This window comes from Myroides odoratimimus, assembly GCF_038039805.1.
Taxonomy (GTDB): Bacteria; Bacteroidota; Bacteroidia; order Flavobacteriales; family Flavobacteriaceae; genus Flavobacterium; species Flavobacterium odoratimimum_B.
Genome location: NZ_JBBPHK010000006.1, coordinates 35,393 through 55,298 on the forward strand (window position 1 = coordinate 35,393; position 19,906 = coordinate 55,298).

Annotated in this window: 15 protein-coding genes; all 15 read right to left on the bottom strand. The window is 35.0% G+C overall.

What is annotated here, in order from left to right; genetic code table 11:
* Window positions 1-6 precede the first annotated feature (6 nt).
* The gene (locus AABL85_RS06890; RefSeq protein ID WP_341309614.1) at window positions 7-546 is read right to left on the bottom strand and encodes a DUF420 domain-containing protein; all 540 of its coding nucleotides are present in this window, start codon (window positions 544-546) and stop codon (window positions 7-9) included.
* A 10-nt stretch (window positions 547-556) separates the two neighbouring features.
* Entirely contained in the window at window positions 557-1,180 is a 624-nt protein-coding gene (locus AABL85_RS06895; protein ID WP_286413494.1) for an SCO family protein, read from the bottom strand.
* Window position 1,181: 1 nt separating this feature from the next.
* Window positions 1,182-1,802 (bottom strand): hypothetical protein, encoded by a 621-nt coding sequence (locus AABL85_RS06900; RefSeq protein WP_286413561.1) that lies wholly within the window; start codon window positions 1,800-1,802, stop codon window positions 1,182-1,184.
* A 116-nt stretch (window positions 1,803-1,918) separates the two neighbouring features.
* Entirely contained in the window at window positions 1,919-2,275 is a 357-nt protein-coding gene (locus AABL85_RS06905) for a cytochrome C oxidase subunit IV family protein (RefSeq protein ID WP_341309615.1), read from the bottom strand.
* An 18-nt stretch (window positions 2,276-2,293) separates the two neighbouring features.
* Window positions 2,294-3,274 carry a cytochrome c oxidase subunit 3 gene (locus AABL85_RS06910; protein ID WP_286413492.1) on the bottom strand — a complete coding sequence of 327 codons (981 nt, stop codon included), beginning with the start codon at window positions 3,272-3,274 and terminating at the stop codon, window positions 2,294-2,296.
* A 44-nt stretch (window positions 3,275-3,318) separates the two neighbouring features.
* Entirely contained in the window at window positions 3,319-3,900 is a 582-nt protein-coding gene (locus AABL85_RS06915; RefSeq protein WP_341309616.1) for a cytochrome c oxidase subunit 3, read from the bottom strand.
* 6 nt (window positions 3,901-3,906) lie between these two features.
* The gene (gene cyoE / locus AABL85_RS06920) at window positions 3,907-4,821 is read right to left on the bottom strand and encodes a heme o synthase (RefSeq protein WP_341309617.1); all 915 of its coding nucleotides are present in this window, start codon (window positions 4,819-4,821) and stop codon (window positions 3,907-3,909) included.
* A gap of 940 nt (window positions 4,822-5,761) precedes the next feature.
* Window positions 5,762-6,508 (bottom strand): deoxyribose-phosphate aldolase, encoded by a 747-nt coding sequence (gene deoC / locus AABL85_RS06925; protein WP_286413490.1) that lies wholly within the window; start codon window positions 6,506-6,508, stop codon window positions 5,762-5,764.
* 57 nt (window positions 6,509-6,565) lie between these two features.
* Complete coding sequence (locus tag AABL85_RS06930) at window positions 6,566-6,946, bottom strand: VanZ family protein (protein ID WP_286413489.1); 381 nt, start codon at window positions 6,944-6,946, stop codon at window positions 6,566-6,568.
* The gene (gcvH, locus tag AABL85_RS06935) at window positions 6,936-7,316 is read right to left on the bottom strand and encodes a glycine cleavage system protein GcvH (RefSeq protein WP_006257352.1); all 381 of its coding nucleotides are present in this window, start codon (window positions 7,314-7,316) and stop codon (window positions 6,936-6,938) included. The genes AABL85_RS06930 and gcvH overlap by 11 nt, the downstream gene beginning before the upstream one ends.
* 57 nt (window positions 7,317-7,373) lie before the next feature.
* Window positions 7,374-14,873, bottom strand: a complete 7,500-nt coding sequence (gene sprA, locus AABL85_RS06940) for a cell surface protein SprA (protein WP_341309618.1) — start codon at window positions 14,871-14,873, stop codon at window positions 7,374-7,376.
* A gap of 3 nt (window positions 14,874-14,876) precedes the next feature.
* The gene (ruvA, locus tag AABL85_RS06945; RefSeq protein ID WP_006257354.1) at window positions 14,877-15,458 is read right to left on the bottom strand and encodes a Holliday junction branch migration protein RuvA; all 582 of its coding nucleotides are present in this window, start codon (window positions 15,456-15,458) and stop codon (window positions 14,877-14,879) included.
* A gap of 95 nt (window positions 15,459-15,553) precedes the next feature.
* Entirely contained in the window at window positions 15,554-17,833 is a 2,280-nt protein-coding gene (locus AABL85_RS06950) for an NADP-dependent malic enzyme (protein WP_286436752.1), read from the bottom strand.
* Window positions 17,834-17,897: 64 nt separating this feature from the next.
* On the bottom strand, window positions 17,898-18,824 hold the full coding sequence (gene queG, locus AABL85_RS06955; RefSeq protein WP_341309619.1) for a tRNA epoxyqueuosine(34) reductase QueG: 927 nt from the start codon (window positions 18,822-18,824) through the stop codon (window positions 17,898-17,900).
* A gap of 19 nt (window positions 18,825-18,843) precedes the next feature.
* Entirely contained in the window at window positions 18,844-19,872 is a 1,029-nt protein-coding gene (ruvB, locus tag AABL85_RS06960) for a Holliday junction branch migration DNA helicase RuvB (protein WP_341309620.1), read from the bottom strand.
* Between the last annotated feature and the right edge of the window lie 34 nt (window positions 19,873-19,906).

The following is a 19,906-nucleotide window of genomic DNA, read 5'->3' on the forward strand; positions in this document are numbered from 1 at the left end:
ATTGTATTAGTTAATATAATAAGGCGAAATCATCAAGTAAACGATAACTCCTGTTACAGCTACGTACAACCACATAGGATAAGTAATACGAGCTAACTTCTTATGTCTCTCATAAGATCCTGATATACCACGTACAAATGTGAATAATACAAAAGGAATAATGATAATAGACAATAAGATATGCGTAATCAAAATAAAGAAATAGATAGGACGTATAATTCCTTCTCCACCGAACTTAGTTTCTATCGAAGTCATGTGATAAGCCACATACATCGCTAAGAACGCTACCGAACATGCAATACACAGTTTGATTAAACGCTCATGCAATTGCTTATTCCCTTTTTTAATAGCCATTACTGCCCATACTAATAATACTGCTGTAAGCCCATTAATACTAGCATAGATTGGAGGTAAAAATGATAATGGTTTTACATCATATCCTAGTTTCTGTAGATTAACTCCAAATAGAATGGCTACTACCACAGGTATAACGATAGAAAGTACCCATATCCACTTATTGTACTTTTTTTCAATATTGTTTTCCATTTTAATAATATTATTCTTCTAATAATGCTTTTATATCCTCTTTTAGCCAAGCTACACCTTCATCACTTGTCCCATCGTAATAAACTACAGGATTACCGTGCTCATCTTTACGAGAGCGAATATTCCCTTCTTTATCTACTAAGGCAAACAGTCCTGAATGTTCAAAACCACCTGGTGCATCAGGATTAACTCCAGTGTATAAATTAAACTTTTTTGCCAAATCATAAATGTACTTAGCATCCCCAGTCATCATGTGCCAATAAGGGTTCTTCACACCTAGTCCTTCAGCATGTGCATGTAGAGCTTCTACAGTATCACGGGTAGGATCTATCGTAATAGAAGCGATACCAAAATCTAACTTCCCATAGAATGTATCTTGTATTTTCAACATATTCGCATTCATAATAGGACAGATAGTAGGACAGTTTGCAAAGAAGAATTCTACTAAGTATACTTTCCCTTTATAGTTATCATTGGTAATCGTTTTATTATTGTGATCCACTAATTCAAATTTAGGTGCTGTACCTATAATCTCTAAATCAGCTTTCTCAAACTTTTTAATAATCTTAGGCACAGCCCAAATTCCAAATATTAAAACAATAAGTGAGATCCAGATATACGACTTGTCTTTCATATTATTCGTTTGTATTAATTCGTTTATATTTTTTTAAAGCTAGTCGATACTCAGCTAAAAGTACTTTTACATCATCCATCATATCATTATTTAACTCTGCTGCTGATATCGTTGAGTAACCCTCCTTGTATTCATAATTCCCTATTTTATTCTCTCCTTTACGCCCACGTACATTTCTATCTTTATCCACTAGATACACATTGCTACTCGCTAGATCACTATCTAACTTACCAACTAACCCTAATGAATTAAAGAACTCTTGTATCTCTTCTGGCTTTAAGAATAAATAATTCCAATTAGACATATCTGAGATTGGACTCAACTCATCTACTACTTTCTGAGCTGCCTCTTCACTTCCATAAGGAAGAACCATCACTAATTGAAAATCTTCAAAATCTTTATATCGTTTATATATCTTTTGATTTAAATTAAAAGCATCACCACGATCTCGGAATAAGTGCGCTCCAGGAAAACCTAGAACTGTAATCTTACCGTCTAAAGAAGGCATCTTATTCAAGGACGACGTTCCTTTCGGAAAATCCTGAACACCTTCAGTAATTATAGGCAAACGCTTAAATTGATTAACACCTGTTGCAAAGAATAAGTATGCACAGATAGGCATCACAAACAGCAACGTTAGAATTAAATATTTTTTCATTTTTACACAATGTTGACTAACTAACAAAAATAAAAAAAGGCGGTCAATAAACCGCCTTTAAAATATATAATAATATGTTATTAAAATATCCACTTATATGGTGAGTTCTGGAATACATCAAAGATGTAATTCCCCTCGATCAACACTAAAGTGATTAAATACACACATAAGAATGTAAGAACTCCTGCTACAGACCATCTGAATGCAGATTTCTCTTGCTCTAAGTGCATAAATGCCCACATAATGTAGTATGCCTTAACAATCGTTAAGATAATGAAGATGTAGTTTAATAAACTTAATCCAAAAATATGTACGTGGTGTAGAGAATCTGGTTTAATAATACCTAAAATAACCTCTACTAGAGTAACGATAGACATGATTACGAATACTGTCCATATTCTCTTTGTATTTGAATGATGTGCTCCTTCTGCTGCCATTTTACTTTATTTTAAAAATTAAACTAAATAGAAGAATGTAAATACGAACACCCATACTAAATCCACAAAGTGCCAGTACAATCCTCCTTTTTCAACCATTTCGTAAGAACCTCTTCTTTGGTAAGTTCCTAATAGTACGTTGAAGAATATTACTACATTAATTAAAATCCCTGTAAATACGTGGAATCCGTGGAATCCAGTAATAAAGAAGAAGAAATCAGCAAATACTTTATGTCCGTACTCATTGCGGATTAAGTTCGCTCCTTCTACTACTAATACAGCATCTTCTAAACGTTTAACTGATTGCTCTCTAGTTAAAATTTCTTTGTGCTTAGCATCTGTAGTTAATTGAGTTCTAATTCTTACATTAGGATTAGCTTCAAAACCTGCTTTTACTTCAGCTAAAGAATATGTAGGTGCGTTAGCTCCTTTTACAAACCAAGTAGCTTTAGCTCTTGTCAAAGTAGCTTCATCTCTGTTTGGATCTACTTTTGCAAAATCTCCTAATGCTATCTGCTTACCATCTTCTCCTACGAACTGTAAGATAGATCCTCCACGAGTCTCTACTGCTCCGTAAGTTCCGTTAATAAAGTTTTTCCACTCCCATGCTTGTGATCCTAAGAATACTAATCCTCCTATGATCGTTAAGAACATGTACACTGCTACTTTATTCTTTTTCATTTGATGTCCAGCATCTACAGCTAATACCATAGTAACTGAAGAGAAAATTAAAATAAAAGTCATCAATGCCACATAGAACATCGGCGCATCTACACCGTGCAAAAATGGAAAGTGATTAAATACTTCGTCCGCAATCGGCCAAGTATCCATGAATTTGTAACGAGTAAACCCGTATCCTACAAGGAATCCACAAAAAGTTAATGAATCTGATAATATGAAATACCACATCATCATTTTACCATAGCTTACTTTAAGAGGCTCATTTCCTCCACCCCAAGTAGTTTCTTTAGTAGCTGCTGTAGTAACTGTCGCTCCCATAAAATGTTGTTAGTTATAAAGTTTTCAAATTTAGTTTATTTTTTTTATTTAAAGAATGTAAAAAATAAAAACAAATAAATCCACAATAAATCCAAAAAGTGCCAAAACCATGCACACAATTCAATTCCAATATATTGCTGTGAATTATACTTTTGTTTAAAATGATTATAAATTACATACAATAGTGATAAAACCCCTCCAGCTAAGTGAACAATGTGCACAATCACGATCACATATAAAAATGATGTAGTAATCGTACTCTCACTTCCAGTGAAGAAATATCCCATAGATATTACCTCATTAAAGCCTTTGAACTGCAAAAAAACGAATAACAATCCTAATATCAAAGTAGAAACTAGATAAGTAGTCGTTTTATTGCGATCATTTTGTTTTATAGCCTTATATGCTAAGTGCATAGTAACGCTACTTATCGCAATGGCTAAGGTACTATATAAAAAAGAATTTGGCAATTGAAACTCTGCTAACCAGTCTGGACGTGACTTACTTACTACATAAGCACTCGTTAGACCAGCGAAGACCATCATTATACTACCTATACCGAAAAGCATCATTACTTTTAACGCCTTCCCTTTTCTTTCGTATTGTTCTTGAGCTGTTATATCCATTTATTGTTATCTTAAAATTTTATCAAGTATATAGATTATCTGTATTAACGAAATATATGTCACACTCACTAACATCAGTGAACGTGCTGCCTTATCTGTTCTTTTCTTATATAGTTTTATTCCTGCCCATAACATCCATAAGCCTGCTAATAACACTAGTACTGCTGAGATCGGCGTAAGGTATAATCTACCTGTAACTCCAAATACTGGGAATACAGATGCAATGATTAACCAGATTGTGTATAAGATAATCTGTATCGCAGTCTTAGAATCCTTCTCACCTGTTGGTAACATAGAAAAGCCTCCCTTTTTATAGTCGTCGTATAAGAACCATCCTATAGCCCAGAAGTGTGGGAACTGCCAGAAAAACTGAATAATAAATAATGTTCCTGCCTCTATACCAAAGTTATTAGTAGCCGCTACCCATCCTAACATAAAAGGAATAGCACCCGGAAAAGCTCCTACAAAAACCGATAGAGGGGTAATAGTCTTTAACGGTGTATATACACTCGTGTACAAAAAGATAGAGATAGCACCAAACATGGCTGTCTTAGGATTTACTATATAAAGAATAGCAATACCTAATACGGTAAGCGTACATGCTAAAATAAAAGCTGCACTAGGCTTAACTCTTCCTGACGCGATAGGACGATTCATAGTTCTTGTCATCTTCGCATCTAGATCTCTCTCTATAATTTGATTAAATACATTAGAAGCACCCACCATACAGTATCCACCTATAGCAAGAGCCGCTACTGTAAGAATGTCAATACTTCCTAAATCAGGTATAGCTAAAAAGTAACCAGCTATGGTAGAAAAAACTACGCTGAGCGCCAACCCCATTTTAGTCATTTCTTTAAACTCCGTCAACACAGAAGTTGACGTATTTTTTTCAGACGATAAATTCAAAGCTGTTTTCATTTGTTTTTAATGATGTGCAAATATAGTTCAATTTTTAAAACAATACCTAAAAACAAACGTTACAGCCTTTAATATAACCTTTTTTTAAATATCCTCAGTCTTTAGTGTCCTAAAAAAAAAACATTCAAATAAATCAGCACTTTCACAAAAGAAACATTGATGATAATCACAAACAACTAAGATTGCTATGACTAATAAAATGAATTTAATATATTTTTTAACAATTCTTACACTTATACCAACAACTTCTAAGTCAAATTAACCCAATTCACAACCAAAATAATACAACTCGTTCCCGCCTCCTTTTCTAGACTTCGACACTAAAATATAGAAACACAATCCTATGATCACATTTCTGACTTAGAAATAAAAATTATACAAAGCATTACAGTTATTCAATTACAATAAAATAGAATGAAACCATCCGATCAAACTAATTCTAATAACGAAACACCTTTTTAGAAAACATACAACACTATTCACTTCAACATTAATACCCTGCACAACGCTATTATCCATTCAAAAACATACAGACTACACCTACCACAAAATGGTATAAATAAACATCACACTCAAAAATAAGTAACACACTTATATACAAATACTTAAAACTTCCGTATTAGCAGTGATCGCATAGTGGTCGCATAGTGATAGCATACTGCTCGCATATTTTTGGCTAGTTTTAATGCGATCACTACCCTATCATTATCCCAGAACTATCTCATCTTACCAAAAATGATTCTGTCTGCAGGTGCGATATTATACCTCTCTTCATTATTTCTGATTTAAAACGCCACGTTTAAAAGCCTATCTAAACATTCAATGCACTTATCTAATACTTGTGATAAAACGTCATAAAACCACAAAAAAACATCTCCAAACAAGGCACAAAAAAAGAGCATCTAAACTAGATGCTCTTATATAGAACTAAAATATAATCTTAGTAATTATCTACTGTACCTGATCCGTCAACAATGATCTTAGCAGAAGAAGTACCTAGACGTTTCACTCCTAAATCAATTAGTTTGATCGCGAAGTCTTTATCACGTACTCCTCCAGAAGCTTTTACAGGTAGAGGTCCAGCGTTCTCTAACATTAAAACCATTGCTTCTAGTGTAGCACCATTAGGTTTACCACCTTCTGTCTTATAAAACCCTGTTGAAGATTTCACAAACACTTTATCATAATCTTTCTCATTGAACTTCGCTAACACTACATTTTTAATCAATGCTGTCAACTGTACAATTTGATTATCTGTCAAAGCAGCAGTCTCTATAATCCACTTCACTACTTTACCAGCATCAAGACCTAGCTTAGTACACTCCGCTACTTCTTTTTTTACTTGTTCTACTTCTCCTTTTTGGAAAGCAGTATAATCCACTACATAGTCAATCTCATCTACCCCATCAGCAATGGCTTGTTTAGCTTCAGCTAACTTCGCCTCTAGACCGCGGTTCCCTTCTGGAAAATCTATTACTGTACCGATCGCTACTTTTGAATTAGCAGCATCCACCATTTTTCGTCCCATCTTCACTTGGTCAGGGCGAATCATTGCTAATTTAAATTTCTCATCAATTGCTTCTTGAATTAAATCAGCTACAACTTGATTATTTTCTACTTCAGTTAAACCAGCTTGATCAGCTAATTTTAAATAAGTAGAATCCATAAATTCCCTTAAGTCTCTCATAATCTAAATATATTTAAAACAAAAAAAATGACCCTGTAATGGGGTCATTTTTAAATCTTATTTCTTTCTTTTAAAAAGAGTCAAACATAGTAATACCCCAAATAAACTACCTAGACAGTTTGCTAATTCGTCAGCCCATTCTGCACTTCTTGAAGAAGTGAAGTAATACTGTAATAATTCTACAGTGGCTCCCATTAAACTAGCAATAGTAAAGATAAGAATACTTACCCAAATTCTAGACCTATTTGGCTTACTTTTCACTAAATATACAAACCAAATTATGGAAAATACAAAATAAAAAGTAAAATGTGCTACTTTGTCTTTATATGGGATATCAAATCTTGGTGCTTTTGCAATAGTATCACTATCCAACAGGCAACCTGCTAATACAAGACCTGTCCATAGTATTCCTAATACAAAAAAAGTTTTACGCCCCAATCAATTCTTTATATTGTGCATCTGATAATAAAGATGATACTTCATCCATATTAGACACTTTTACTTTAATCATCCATCCTGCTCCGTAAGGATCAGTATTTACTAACTCTGGTTCAGTATCTAAACCTTCGTTAAACTCAATCACCTCTCCTGACAATGGTAAGAATAAGTCAGAAACGGTTTTTACTGCTTCTACAGTTCCGAAAACTTCATCTCTATCTAAAGTTTGATCCAATGTCTCAACTTCTACATAAACGATGTCTCCAAGTTCTCTCTGAGCGAAGTCAGTAATTCCAATTGTAGCAACATCTCCTTCGATAGCTACCCACTCGTGATCTTTAGTGTACTTTAAATTAGCTGGTATATTCATTATAATAAGTTTTTAGCAAATGTATAATATTATTACATAATGTGGAACCAATATCCGTTAATTTCCAAAATTATATCGCATTGTAAAACCTGCTCGAATATTAGTGATCGGATACATAGTCGAAATTACCGCTTTAGAGAATGAGTGATCATAGAAGAAGATAGCTGTAAGATTCTTACTCAACATATAATCTGCTGTCAGTCTCAACGACCACATATCTTGTCCTCCCCCTGTCTGACTATTTCCGTAATCTAAATAACGAACTACGGTCTCCCTCTTTGTCAACGTGAAATCTGCCTTAATATTAATATCACTAGCGATTCTTCCTCCCATTCCATTGTTAGCGTACATCGAGTTAAATCCTACGTCTTTCACGCGATACCCTAATCCTAATACAAAGTCATTCCCGTTAGTCTCTGTCAATAAATTATTGTCAAAACTCAAAGAAAGCATTCTATCTTTTCTCATCTCTAAAGACATTCTTATCGAAGATTTTGTCTCTACATCGAAGCGAATTAAAGGATTAAACTGTTCAAATAATGTAGCATTGTTTACTACATATTTACTAGGATAATTACCAAATTTATTTACCTCATTCGGAGCTTTATAATAGTCTGTATTATAACTATAAGACCCCAATGTATAAGATGCTCTATAGCCATGGTTAATAGAGAAGTTTTTGAAGTTATCTTTAAACCATCCTATTTTCATTAATCCTCTATATTTCAAGTTCCAGTTTGGTAAAGGTATTCCTTTAAACAATCCTGTCGACACCTTATTTGCATCCTTACCGGTATACGCTGCCACAAAAGACGGTAATAAAACAGACTGACTTCCTTTGCTATATCCAATCGGGAATCCTTCTCTATCTAGATTAGCAGGATTAGTAATATCAATGCCGCGTTCTACAGCTAATCTATTTGCTACGATAATACGATTATCCAACATTCTGTCAAAAGTAGCCGAACTCATTAAATCACTACTAGAAAATGCCGTACCTATCATCACAGTAGACATACTAAAGTTACCATAGCTATAAGGCGCTTGTCCCATATACTCCCCATTCTGCACTACGAATTGTTCTGAATAGTTATCAGACTTCATACGCTCAGCATACAGATCAATAGTCAAATCAGGTATTAAAGAAACTGAAGCATTCAAATTAAGTGTCTTATTACTAATCGTAGTATAAGGTTGATTCATCTCTGGGTAATCTGTTAAATACCCTTTGCGAGCAGCATCATATCTAATGTCCGCTTGGTTACCAAACACGAATCCTAAGTCAGGTTTAGATGTACCAAAGAAACCTACGGTAGGTAAGAAACCAGGTAACATCGTACCACTATTCTCTGAATAATTAATCTGAATATTCTTTACAGAAGTTAATACTCCTATTAATAAATCCTTCGTAGCTGTACCAAATGCAGAAGGTTCTCCCTTCTCCTTGTTGTCTTTTTTCTTAGTAACTTCTTTCGCTTGTACTACTTTCTGCCCAGGAACGATAGTTGCTTTCTTTGCCTTAGAAGGAGTCCTTTTGCGATCGGAGCTCTTTACTAATCCTAAATAACGATACAAAGTCTCCATACCTAAAGTAGTATTCAGACGTTGTGTTCTCGCATTCTGAATCGTGTTCCCCAAAGAATAATTAATACCGTCTATGTCAATATTAGAATAAGCATCTGATGCACGTTGCCAGTTAAAACTACCTGTATAAGCATAATTAGAACGGATAAAAGACAATACTGGAATCTTACTAAATGGCAATTCATAATTCACCGTTAACTGTTGTGTAAACTGATTAGGCTCACCAATATTAAAGTAATCATCCCATATCGTATTCGTATTATCTACGATTCCATTTACACTATCATAATAGTTTCGAACGATATTATTACTACCTCCGATATAGCTTAATCGAAGAGATTTAGTCAAGTCAAAATTGAATCCAAAATTATAATTGAAGAAATAATTTCTTCTATACAATGGATCTAAACCTATCCCTTCTACATCTATTAGTCTAAACTCTTGTCTATTATACTGACGCATAATATTAGAGCTAAAAGATATATTAGTAGGTACATAATTAAAGTTAAAATCTCTAAGTAGCCCCCAATATTGTCCTTTCATAAAACCGATATTTTTAAATGGTTCTACTGATTTCGTTTCGAAAGCATAAGTATAATCAAGTGATGATCTCACCTGCTGTTCTAACATGGACTCTATTTCAAAATCATGGTGTCTTACCTCATTATATGAGTGAGATACAGTGATATTCTCTATATCATAAATACGATTCTTCTGTTCTGGGCCTCTCTGTTTATTAACACCAATAAAGTTTATACTCTTACGCTTAGTATAGTCCATCGCTCTCTTCTCTGCTTCTTCTGCTTCTGCCGATGTCTTCGCTCCAGATTTAATATAACTCAATTTTAAATCTGGATTCATTGGGTCGTACTCAGGTGTAATAAACTCTTCGCTAATAGCATAGTTAAATGGCAGTGTGATTCCCCAGCGTTTAGGTAATAGTTGTCCTAAGTTTACATTTGTCATGACACTGTACGACTTTCTATCTTCACGACTGCGATCTTGAGGCCCTTGCTCTAAGCCACCAAAACCAATAGTAGACTTCATCCCCGTCAAAGAGATATTAGCAAAGTCTGCTATATTAGCATCAATAGTAGCTGTAGCAGCCCATCCTCCTTTATTATCCATATCAGACATACGTAGTTCATCGAACCAGAACTCTCCTGATAGGGCTTCTGCTCCTGGTGAGATATTACGTATCCCTATCATCATCATCCTTACTTTTCCAAAGTTTGGATTTCCTTTTATCCCTAGTCTTACTTTATTAGGTTTATCCCCAGCGCTTGGATTTAACTCCTCTTCATTCACATAAAATATCTTAGAACTGTCAAAACCAGGACGAGATACTTCTCCCATCTTCATCACTTTTAACTTCGCAAGTAAGTCTATAGGAAGATTTAGTTCATTCTCTTCTGGCCAAATCGCATCTGGATTAGTCTCTCCACCATTTGTTATTTTTAATGGGATTTCTACTTCATAGAAGTTCTCAATAACATCACTACCTATACGGATGAATGCCGCCATCTCATAATCTTGTAAACGTCTCGATGCTCCGCCTTCTAAAGACTCTCCGTGGATAAACATTCTCAGTTTTTTATACTGACGCATATCTACATTAAAGTTCTTAAATACCCCTCTAGCATCATTTGGCATTAAACCTAAAGGAGAGGCATTTTGATCTTTTGGATAAATCTTTAATGAAAGTGATTGTTCATTCTGATTAATCAAGGTGTTGTTCATATAAACCTGTTCTCTTCTTACCCCAGGAGGAGTTACATAAGGAATAGGTTTACGATCATAATTATCTGTTAGATTCACAGAAGACACATCTATTCCTGTATTAGGATATTTTTCTTCAATATTCCCTGAAGTATTTTCCATAAGGTTTCTGTCATATCGCTTCCAATCCGATCGAACCAAGTTCAAAGTTCCAAATCGAAGCGTTACTTGTTTTTCGAAACCTGTAAGATACATTCTCATAAACTTCATTGATCTCGTATCTTCTATAGCTCCTACTTTTTTTCCTTTAGTGTCAATCGGGATTTTGTACTGAATCCATCTTACATCAGATACAGATCCATCAGGTAACTGTACTTTAGTTTCTCTAACATCTGTAACATATTTGTCTCCTACTATGGTATTAGGTTTCACGTTAACCTTATACTCATAATAAGCGTCAATAGTATTCATGGTATTATCACCATCGATATCTTCCGTATCAGGTTGATTATTACCTGCTCTACCTCCACCAGCTGGACTATTATTTTCTAAACCATTATAATCTCTATAACGCTCTAGTATCCCACCTTGAGCATCTAAATAATGTACAAAGTTATCTGCTGCAGGATCACTAAATCCAGCAAAATCTTTAAAGAAAGCTCTTTCTTCCTCATCATTTAAACCATCAAGCCCAACATCTTGTAACCTTCTATTCTCTGCATTGTTATCAAATGCATAAACTAATGAAGGAGCTGAAGGTACTTTTCCCCAAACCGTATTAATCGTTGTAACAGCATTAGCACCTGTATCAGGTAGTCCATTCTCATACTGCTTATGTCCATCTCTTAAAATATCTTCACTAATAAAACCTAAGTTTAATCTAAGCTCTCCAGTATTCTGAGCAGTTAGTGCATCACCATTTTTTCCAACATAAGGATCCATTACCCAAAACTCTACAAACTCAATATTCGCTTGTTCAAAGTTCGTAGTTGTCAAACCACGCATAATACCTGCCCAGTTTTTTCTAGGTGTTAAAGAGCGAGGGTTCGTTAGGTAGCTCTTATTAAAGTTATAAGGTCCTCTCTCCTCTGGATAATAAGTCAAGTCAAGTGTATTAATCACACGACTCTCTCCATAAGCAATATCTTTGTCAGGGAATAGCTCCTCACTGTAAATTCTACGTGTTCTATTAGATGATAGATCATACTCACTTACCCCATCTGGTTTGCTTCCTACATAGAACGTTGGATCGATCGAATACCATGACATCTTAGATCTTCTATACCCATCCTCTAGAGAATATGCTGGCAAAACTACATCCATCTTATCTCTATCACTATCTAGTTCATTCAATCCATGGAATCCTACTGGTACACTCGACAACTTCCATGAAAGAGGTGACTTAACGTCAATAACAGATTGCATTCCCTCAAAATCATCAATATAAGAAGTCGCTTCACCATTCATCTGATCTAATTTAGATGAACCTGGTTTTAAATAAGCAAATTCTCCTCTAAACGAAACTCTAGACTCTACATCTGTATCTATATTAGGTAGCTTATTAACCATTCTAGTTAAGAAAGGTACCTCAGTAGAATACTGAGCATTCAATCCCCAAATAGTATTATTCACAGCTTCTTGGCCATAACTCGATTTATGAGTGAATGGACGCTCTGACATCTGTAAGAATGTACCTCCTAATATAAAGTCTTTGCTAAACTTATGTTCTACGTGCATTCCAAAGAAGCGTTTAGTCTGCTGACCAAACATCGTATTATTCTCAACAGAGACCTCGATAGGTGTATTAGATGCCTTTAAACCTGGATCTAATATCATCACACGCCCTCTACTATAATCGACTGTATAATCAACTCCTTCTACTAATACCCTACCTGCTGCTCTAACAATAACTGATCCCGGAGCTACATTAAATGATCCGATAGGAATGCCTTCTCCCATTGAACTAGAGAATTTCCCCTTTAACTGGAACTTATTCTTCTCATTTTGGTTTCGTAGAGCTTCTGCTTTAGTAGTACGATACATACTTCTAAAGACATATTTCGATTGGTTTTTATTATATGAACTAGATTCGTTATAATCTTCACTTAACTGATTAGCCGAAAGCTTTTTAAATAAATGTTCTCCAAAAGGCTCAACAGTCGTAAAAATAATACGACCATACATTGGGTCTATCGTAATCCCGTCAAATGTATTACTGTTGTATTGGTTATTATTATTTCCATACCCTCCACTGTTGCCATAGCCTCCGTTATTGCCGTATCCACCATTATTTCCAAAACCACCATTGTTTCCAAAGCCGCCACTATTACCTCCATATCCTCCATTACCACCATAGCCACCATTGTTATTATTACCATAACCATTATTCATATTACCTGCATTAGTAGGATCGAACGTATTTTGCATTCCTCCATTAGGCAAGAAGTCAAAGAAACCATCTCCTCCTTGCTGAGGATCATTCGTATAATTCAATCGGTCTAAATGGAATACTTTTAATAACGGTGTGCGCTCTACATCTGGAGGCAACGGTTTTCCATCTACAGAACTAATATAATTCAGTGGACTTGGATCTGTATAAAGAATATTAAATCTAAACTTATCTTGTGAGATATACATCGCATTCGGAATCTGATAGATATTCTTCATCATCAGTTTCCACACTGGCTGTCCTACTAAAGTAAAATTACTTTTTAATAATTTCAGAATAAGCGATTGACTCTGTGGCACATCTGGATTTGTCTCATCTACACCAGGAGGCAATACAGTCATCCCTCCATCAGTACCAAACTCACCCACTTGATATATCTTATCACCAATAGAGTATTGGAACGCTACAGCAAGCACTTCGTCATTAGAAAGTTTTTGTTGTAATGATATGTATCCTAACTGAGGATGGAATGTGAACTCACTGGCACTTAACTTACGCGCTCCCTCTAAACGTACAAAATCTCTTCCTTCTTGTACAGGTACAGTAAATCCACTTGTACCTGATGTATTTAATCGAATAGATGAATTTAAATAATTACTACCAATATTTCCTGGGTCATATTGGTTATTCGCATTATCAGGGTATGCATTAGGTACTCCATTAATAGTAAAGAAATTAGGCTCTGCCTTAGAAACAACATCTGTATTAGGTCTACCTAATTTATTCTGTCCTTCTCCTAAATCCTGTATAGCTATAATATTACGTGCATTATTACCTGTTTGATTAACACGCCCATATCGATTCGTTATCCATACTTCTACACGAGTGATACGTACTCTACTTTTGATAAACGGATATTTCTCTAAAGCCTCATCATAGTTATTTCTAAAATAATGAGATAAAAAGAAGTGTCTATCTTCATCATAATCTAATGCATCTAATTCAAACTCTTCTAAAGTACCTGCTCCATCAGCGCGAATAGAAGTCGTCTGAGACTTCTGCTCTGAGAACACTCCTGTAATAGTCGTTCTACCAAACTGTAATTCTGTCTTTACCCCAAATAAACTCTGTGCTCCTCTAACTAACGAACCACTAATAGGCATACTTACATTACCTACTTCTACTTTACGTACGATATCATCTTCATCTGGTGCGAAAGATAATTTCATCATATTCTGAAAGTCAAAAGTAGCCTGCGTATCATAATTAATATTCACCGCTAGTCTAGTACCTACCATTCCTTGTAATCCCATACTAATGCGTTGATTAAAATCAAACGCCATATTCTTACGATTGCGTGTAGACACTACAGGATTATCTTGCTTGCTATAGCGAACTCCCATATCAAACTCTACAGACCCTGTAGGCTTCACATCGATGGTATTCGATCCAAAAATAGTACTGAACAACTTCGAATTTACGTAATAACGTGGTAACATATCACGCTTAATCTCTTCGTTCTCCTCACGTCCATGCATTACATTGAAGCGCTGCTGAAAATACTTACGCAATTCAGCTCGCATTATTAGTTCCTCAAACTCTTTACGTGTTAGTACAAGAGGGTAGTTTACATTAAAACCGTCAAAAGTTTTAGTAAAATAATAGCTATCCGTTAAAGGATCATAGGAATATGCTTCCTTAATAAGATTAGGATCAGGTATGACAATTTTCCCAATATCATATTGAGTTTGTAGACTATCAGCTACTTGTTCATCTGGATCTTGAGCATACATTCCTTGTACACTCAAAAAAAGAACAATTAGCCAAAAAAAAATTGACTTTGATATAGGAAATTGCCCCCTCAAAATTTATAAATTTTTTAAAGCTTGCTTAATGATGAATTCAACAGATGCATCAGGTGTTTGTTTCATAATCTTATCAACAACTTTCTCAGCTGATTTACGCACAAAACCTAATACCTCTAAAGCTGATAACGCTTCATCTGCATTTGTATTGTTAATAACAGGAGAAACTTCATCAATATTATACAATTTTATTACCTTTTCTTGTAAGTCAAGTATAACACGCTGAGCAGTCTTAGCACCAATTCCTTTAACAGATTGGATTGTTTTTACATCAGCAGAAGCAATAGCTTGTAGAAGCTCTTTAGGAGCAATAGATGAAAGCATATTACGTGCAGTATTACCACCAATACCCGATACTGATATCAATAGTTTAAATAATTCACGTTCTATCTTATCTATAAAACCGAACAGAGTATGTCCGTCTTCTTTTATTTGCAAGTAAGTATATAATCTCAAATTTTCTGAGGAACCAATTTGAGAAAAAGTATGCAGGGAAATATGGATAAGATATCCTACTCCCCCGCAATCTATTACCACTTCTGTGGCTGTTTTTTCTACTAGGCGTCCTTGAATATGTGCTATCATTATTATATCGAATTTTACTTCAAAAATAACAATAAATATTAACTATTTACTAACAAATAACTAATCGCACAACTACTATTCAGAGTACCAGTATATTATTTCTTTTTGCGATTCTCACGTACTTGAGCATCTACTACAGCTACAGCTGTCATATTAACCATCTCATCAACACTAGCACCTAGTTGGAATACGTGAACTGCTTTATCTAAACCTAAAATAATAGGACCAATAGATGTCGCTTTATTCAATTCTTTCAACATTTTATAAGTGATGTTAGCAGAATCTAGGTTAGGGAAAATAAGAGTATTCACTTTCTTATCTACTAATTTAGAGAAAGGGAATTTCTTCTTCAACATTTCACTATTTAAAGCGAAGTCGATTTGAATCTCACCATCTACAACCATCTCAGGATGTTGCTCATGTAAGATGCTAACTGCCTCTTTCATTTTTGTTGGAGAAGCATTAGGTGCAGATCCAAAGTTAGCATATGATAACATTGCAACAACAGGTTCCATACCGAACATACGTACAGTCTTCTCTGTCATCACAGCTATTTTAGCTAAATCTTCTGCAGTAGGATCAGGATTAATAGCAGTATCTGCTAAGAACATTGGTCCTCTCTTTGTCATCATTAAGTTCGTTGTAGCTACTCTACTAACTCCCTGTGCACGAGGTATTAATTCTAAGATTGGTTTTACTACATTAGGGTAACTACGAGAATATCCTGTCAACATAGCATCAGCCTGCCCTTCATTCACTAACATAGATGCAAAGTAATTTCTTTCTAGCATCAATTTACCTGCATCATATAGAGTAACTCCTTTGCGCTTTCTAGTTTGCCAATAAGCATTAGCAAAAGCAGCTCTTCTCTCTTTTTGTTCGTCAGACTTAGGATCAATAATTTCTACATCATCATTGAACTCTATTTCTTTCTTAAGCTCTTGAATAGTTTCTTTATCTCCTAATAAAATTGGAGTCACCATACCTTCTTCATAAGCAATCTGAGCAGCCTTTAATACATCCAAATGATCTGCTTCAGCATACACTACGCGTTTAGGTTCAGTCTTAGCACGGTTGATTAACATACGTACTAATTTATTATCTGATCCCATTCTTTCTTCTAAAGAAGATTTATACTCTTCCCAATCTGTAATTGGAGCAAGTGCTATTCCACTTTCCATAGCTGCTTTTGCAACTGCAGGAGGAACAACAGATATAAGTCTTGGGTCAAATGGCTTAGGAATAATATACTCTCTACCGAAAGTAAACTTAGTTTCTCCGTAAGCAATATTTACTTGTTCAGGCACTGGTTCTTTAGCTAACTTAGCTAAAGCCACTACAGCAGCCATCTTCATTTCTTCGTTAATTTTAGTAGCACGTACATCTAAGGCTCCTCTAAAAATATAAGGGAAACCTAATACATTATTAACTTGGTTAGGGAAATCAGAACGACCTGTAGCCATAATCACATCCTTACGTGTAGAAGTTGCAAGGTTATAGTCGATTTCAGGTCTTGGATTAGCCATCGCAAAAACGATTGGATTATCTGCCATACCTAAAAGCATTTCAGGTTTTAAAACATCCGCAGTAGACAACCCAATAAACACATCAGTTCCTTTTAAAGCATCTGCTAAAGAGATATCGTTATCAATAGCAAACTCTCTTTGTAAATCTGAAATACGCGTATCGTCTTTCTTTAAAACACCTTTACTGTTAAACATTTTAATATTCTCTTGTTTAACACCAAAAGCAACATATAATTTAGCACATGCAATAGCCGCTGAACCAGCACCAGAAACCACCATCGTGATTTCTTCCATCTTCTTACCTGCTAACTCTACTGCATTTAGCAACGCTGCTGCTGAGATAATAGCTGTACCATGTTGGTCATCGTGCATTACTGGAATATCTAATTCTTCTTTCAGCCTTCTTTCTATTTCAAAAGACTCTGGAGCTTTGATATCTTCTAAGTTAATTCCTCCAAAAGTTGGAGAAATATTCTTCACAGTTTCAATAAATTTATCTACATCAGTAGTATCTACCTCAATATCAAAAACATCAATATCTGCAAAAATCTTAAACAGCAATCCTTTCCCTTCCATTACTGGTTTAGAAGCTTCAGCCCCGATATCTCCAAGTCCAAGTACTGCAGTACCATTAGAGATAACAGCAACTAAATTACCTTTTGCTGTGTATTTATATACATTATTTACATCGCTTGCAATTTCCAGACAAGGCTCTGCTACACCTGGTGAATATGCTAAGGCTAAGTCTCTTTGTGATGAATACTTCTTCGTAGGAACAACTTGAATTTTACCAGGCGTTGGTTCAGCATGGTATTTAAGTGCTTCTCTACGTAAACTATCTTTATTCATATATTTACATTTAACGTGATGAACAAAGATAACCTTTTTGTAATATAATTCGGATTTACGAAATTCACTCCCCTAAAAATTGCATATTTCTCAACAAGCCTTCGTATTTCGTTCTTTTAATTGCAGATTTTTTAAAAATTTCATTAAAAGTCTCCTTCGTTAGTTCTTTCCATTCACGCTTTGAGTACTCAATTAACGCAGTATTAGGAATAAATCTCTGTTCTTTATGTGGTGAAGCAAAGCGATTCCACGGACAAACATCTTGACAAACATCACATCCAAACATCCAATTATCTAATTTACCGCTAAATTCACTCGGTATATCATCTTTCAATTCTATAGTTAGATAGGAAATACATTTACTCCCATTAACGATATAAGGACTCTCTATAGCCTCTGTTGGACAAGCATCTATACACTTAGTACAAGTTCCACAATGATCAGTAGTAGGCCCATCTTCCTCTAGCTCTAAATCAATTATTAATTCAGCAATAAAAAAGAAAGAACCACTTTTTCTGTTAATCAAATTGTTGTTCTTGCCTACCCATCCCAATCCAGATTTAGCAGCCCAAGCTTTATCTAACACAGGAGCTGAATCGACAAACACACGTCCATCAACGGCACCTATTTCACTTTCTATAAAATACAATAGCTCCTTTAACTTATCTTTTATCACGTGGTGATAATCCTCGCCATAAGCATACTTTGATATTTTATAAGTGTCATTAATCTGTCTCTCTTCTGGATAATAGTTTAAAGTTAATGATACCACACTTTTTGCTCCTTCAACAAGTAATCTTGGATCTAAACGCTTATCAAAATGATTTTCCATATAAGACATCTGCCCATGCATCTGCTTATTTAACCACTGCTCTAAACGAGGTGCTTCCTTCTCTAAAAAATCTGCCTTAGAAATACCACAAGACGAAAAGCCAAGGCGTTTGGCCTCGGCTTTTATAATAGTAGAATATATACTTTTATTTTCAATCATTTAATCGCTTGTATGCTCTCTACATATCAAAAAGTCCACCTTGTGGAAGAATTCTTTCTCTACCTAAGTGTTTATAAGCTTTATCAGTCACCTCACGTCCTCTAGGAGTACGTACAATAAAACCTTCTTGAATTAAATAAGGCTCATAAACTTCCTCTATTGTTTCACCATTCTCAGAAACAGCAGTCGCTAACGTAGATAATCCTACAGGTCCACCTTTAAACTTATCAATAATCGTACTCAAAATCTTATTATCCATCTCATCTAATCCAAAAGAATCTACATTTAATGAATTCAAAGCATATTTTGAAATCTCGATATCAATATCACCATTTCCCTTTATCTGAGCAAAATCTCGCACACGTCTCAACAATGCGTTTGCAATACGAGGTGTCCCTCTACTTCTACCAGCAATTTCTATAGCTGCTTCCAAGTCAATATGGACTCCCAAGATAGAAGCACTACGTTCTATGATAGTCGCTAATAATTCTTTATTGTAATATTGAAGACGACTTTGAATACCAAAACGAGCTCTCATTGGTGACGTTAACAGTCCAGAACGAGTAGTCGCTCCTACTAATGTAAAAGGATTTAAATGAATCTGAACTGTACGTGCATTCGGACCAGACTCTATCATAATATCGATCTTAAAGTCTTCCATGGCAGAATACAAATACTCTTCTACAATAGGACTTAAACGATGAATCTCATCAATGAATAAAACATCTCGTTCTTCAAGATTAGTTAATAACCCTGCTAAATCACCAGGTTTATCTAAAACTGGTCCAGAAGTAATCTTAATTCCCACATCAAGTTCATTAGCCAAAATATTAGCTAATGTAGTCTTACCAAGTCCTGGAGGTCCATGAAACAAAGTGTGATCTAAAGCTTCTCCCCTTTGATTAGCAGCTTCAACGAAAATCTTTAAATTCTCTAATACCTGATCTTGCCCAGCAAAATCATCAAATGACAGCGGGCGTAACTTCTTCTCAACATCTAATTCATCAGAAGAAAAGTGCTTATTAGTTGGGTTTAAATTCTCATTCATAGTACAAATATAATCCAAATATCAGAGTCTACAC

Coding starts and splice junctions, on each gene's coding strand:
- AABL85_RS06950 (WP_286436752.1), bottom strand. CDS start 17,833: ATGAATAAAGATAGTTTACGTAGAGAAGCACTTAAATACCATGCTGAA.
- AABL85_RS06905 (WP_341309615.1), bottom strand. CDS start 2,275: ATGGCAGCAGAAGGAGCACATCATTCAAATACAAAGAGAATATGGACA.
- queG (WP_341309619.1), bottom strand. CDS start 18,824: ATGATTGAAAATAAAAGTATATATTCTACTATTATAAAAGCCGAGGCC.
- AABL85_RS06890 (WP_341309614.1), bottom strand. CDS start 546: ATGGAAAACAATATTGAAAAAAAGTACAATAAGTGGATATGGGTACTT.
- AABL85_RS06900 (WP_286413561.1), bottom strand. CDS start 1,802: ATGCCTATCTGTGCATACTTATTCTTTGCAACAGGTGTTAATCAATTT.
- gcvH (WP_006257352.1), bottom strand. CDS start 7,316: ATGAATATACCAGCTAATTTAAAGTACACTAAAGATCACGAGTGGGTA.
- deoC (WP_286413490.1), bottom strand. CDS start 6,508: ATGAGAGACTTAAGGGAATTTATGGATTCTACTTATTTAAAATTAGCT.
- cyoE (WP_341309617.1), bottom strand. CDS start 4,821: ATGAAAACAGCTTTGAATTTATCGTCTGAAAAAAATACGTCAACTTCT.
- AABL85_RS06915 (WP_341309616.1), bottom strand. CDS start 3,900: ATGGATATAACAGCTCAAGAACAATACGAAAGAAAAGGGAAGGCGTTA.
- AABL85_RS06910 (WP_286413492.1), bottom strand. CDS start 3,274: ATGGGAGCGACAGTTACTACAGCAGCTACTAAAGAAACTACTTGGGGT.
- ruvB (WP_341309620.1), bottom strand. CDS start 19,872: ATGAATGAGAATTTAAACCCAACTAATAAGCACTTTTCTTCTGATGAA.
- AABL85_RS06895 (WP_286413494.1), bottom strand. CDS start 1,180: ATGAAAGACAAGTCGTATATCTGGATCTCACTTATTGTTTTAATATTT.
- ruvA (WP_006257354.1), bottom strand. CDS start 15,458: ATGATAGCACATATTCAAGGACGCCTAGTAGAAAAAACAGCCACAGAA.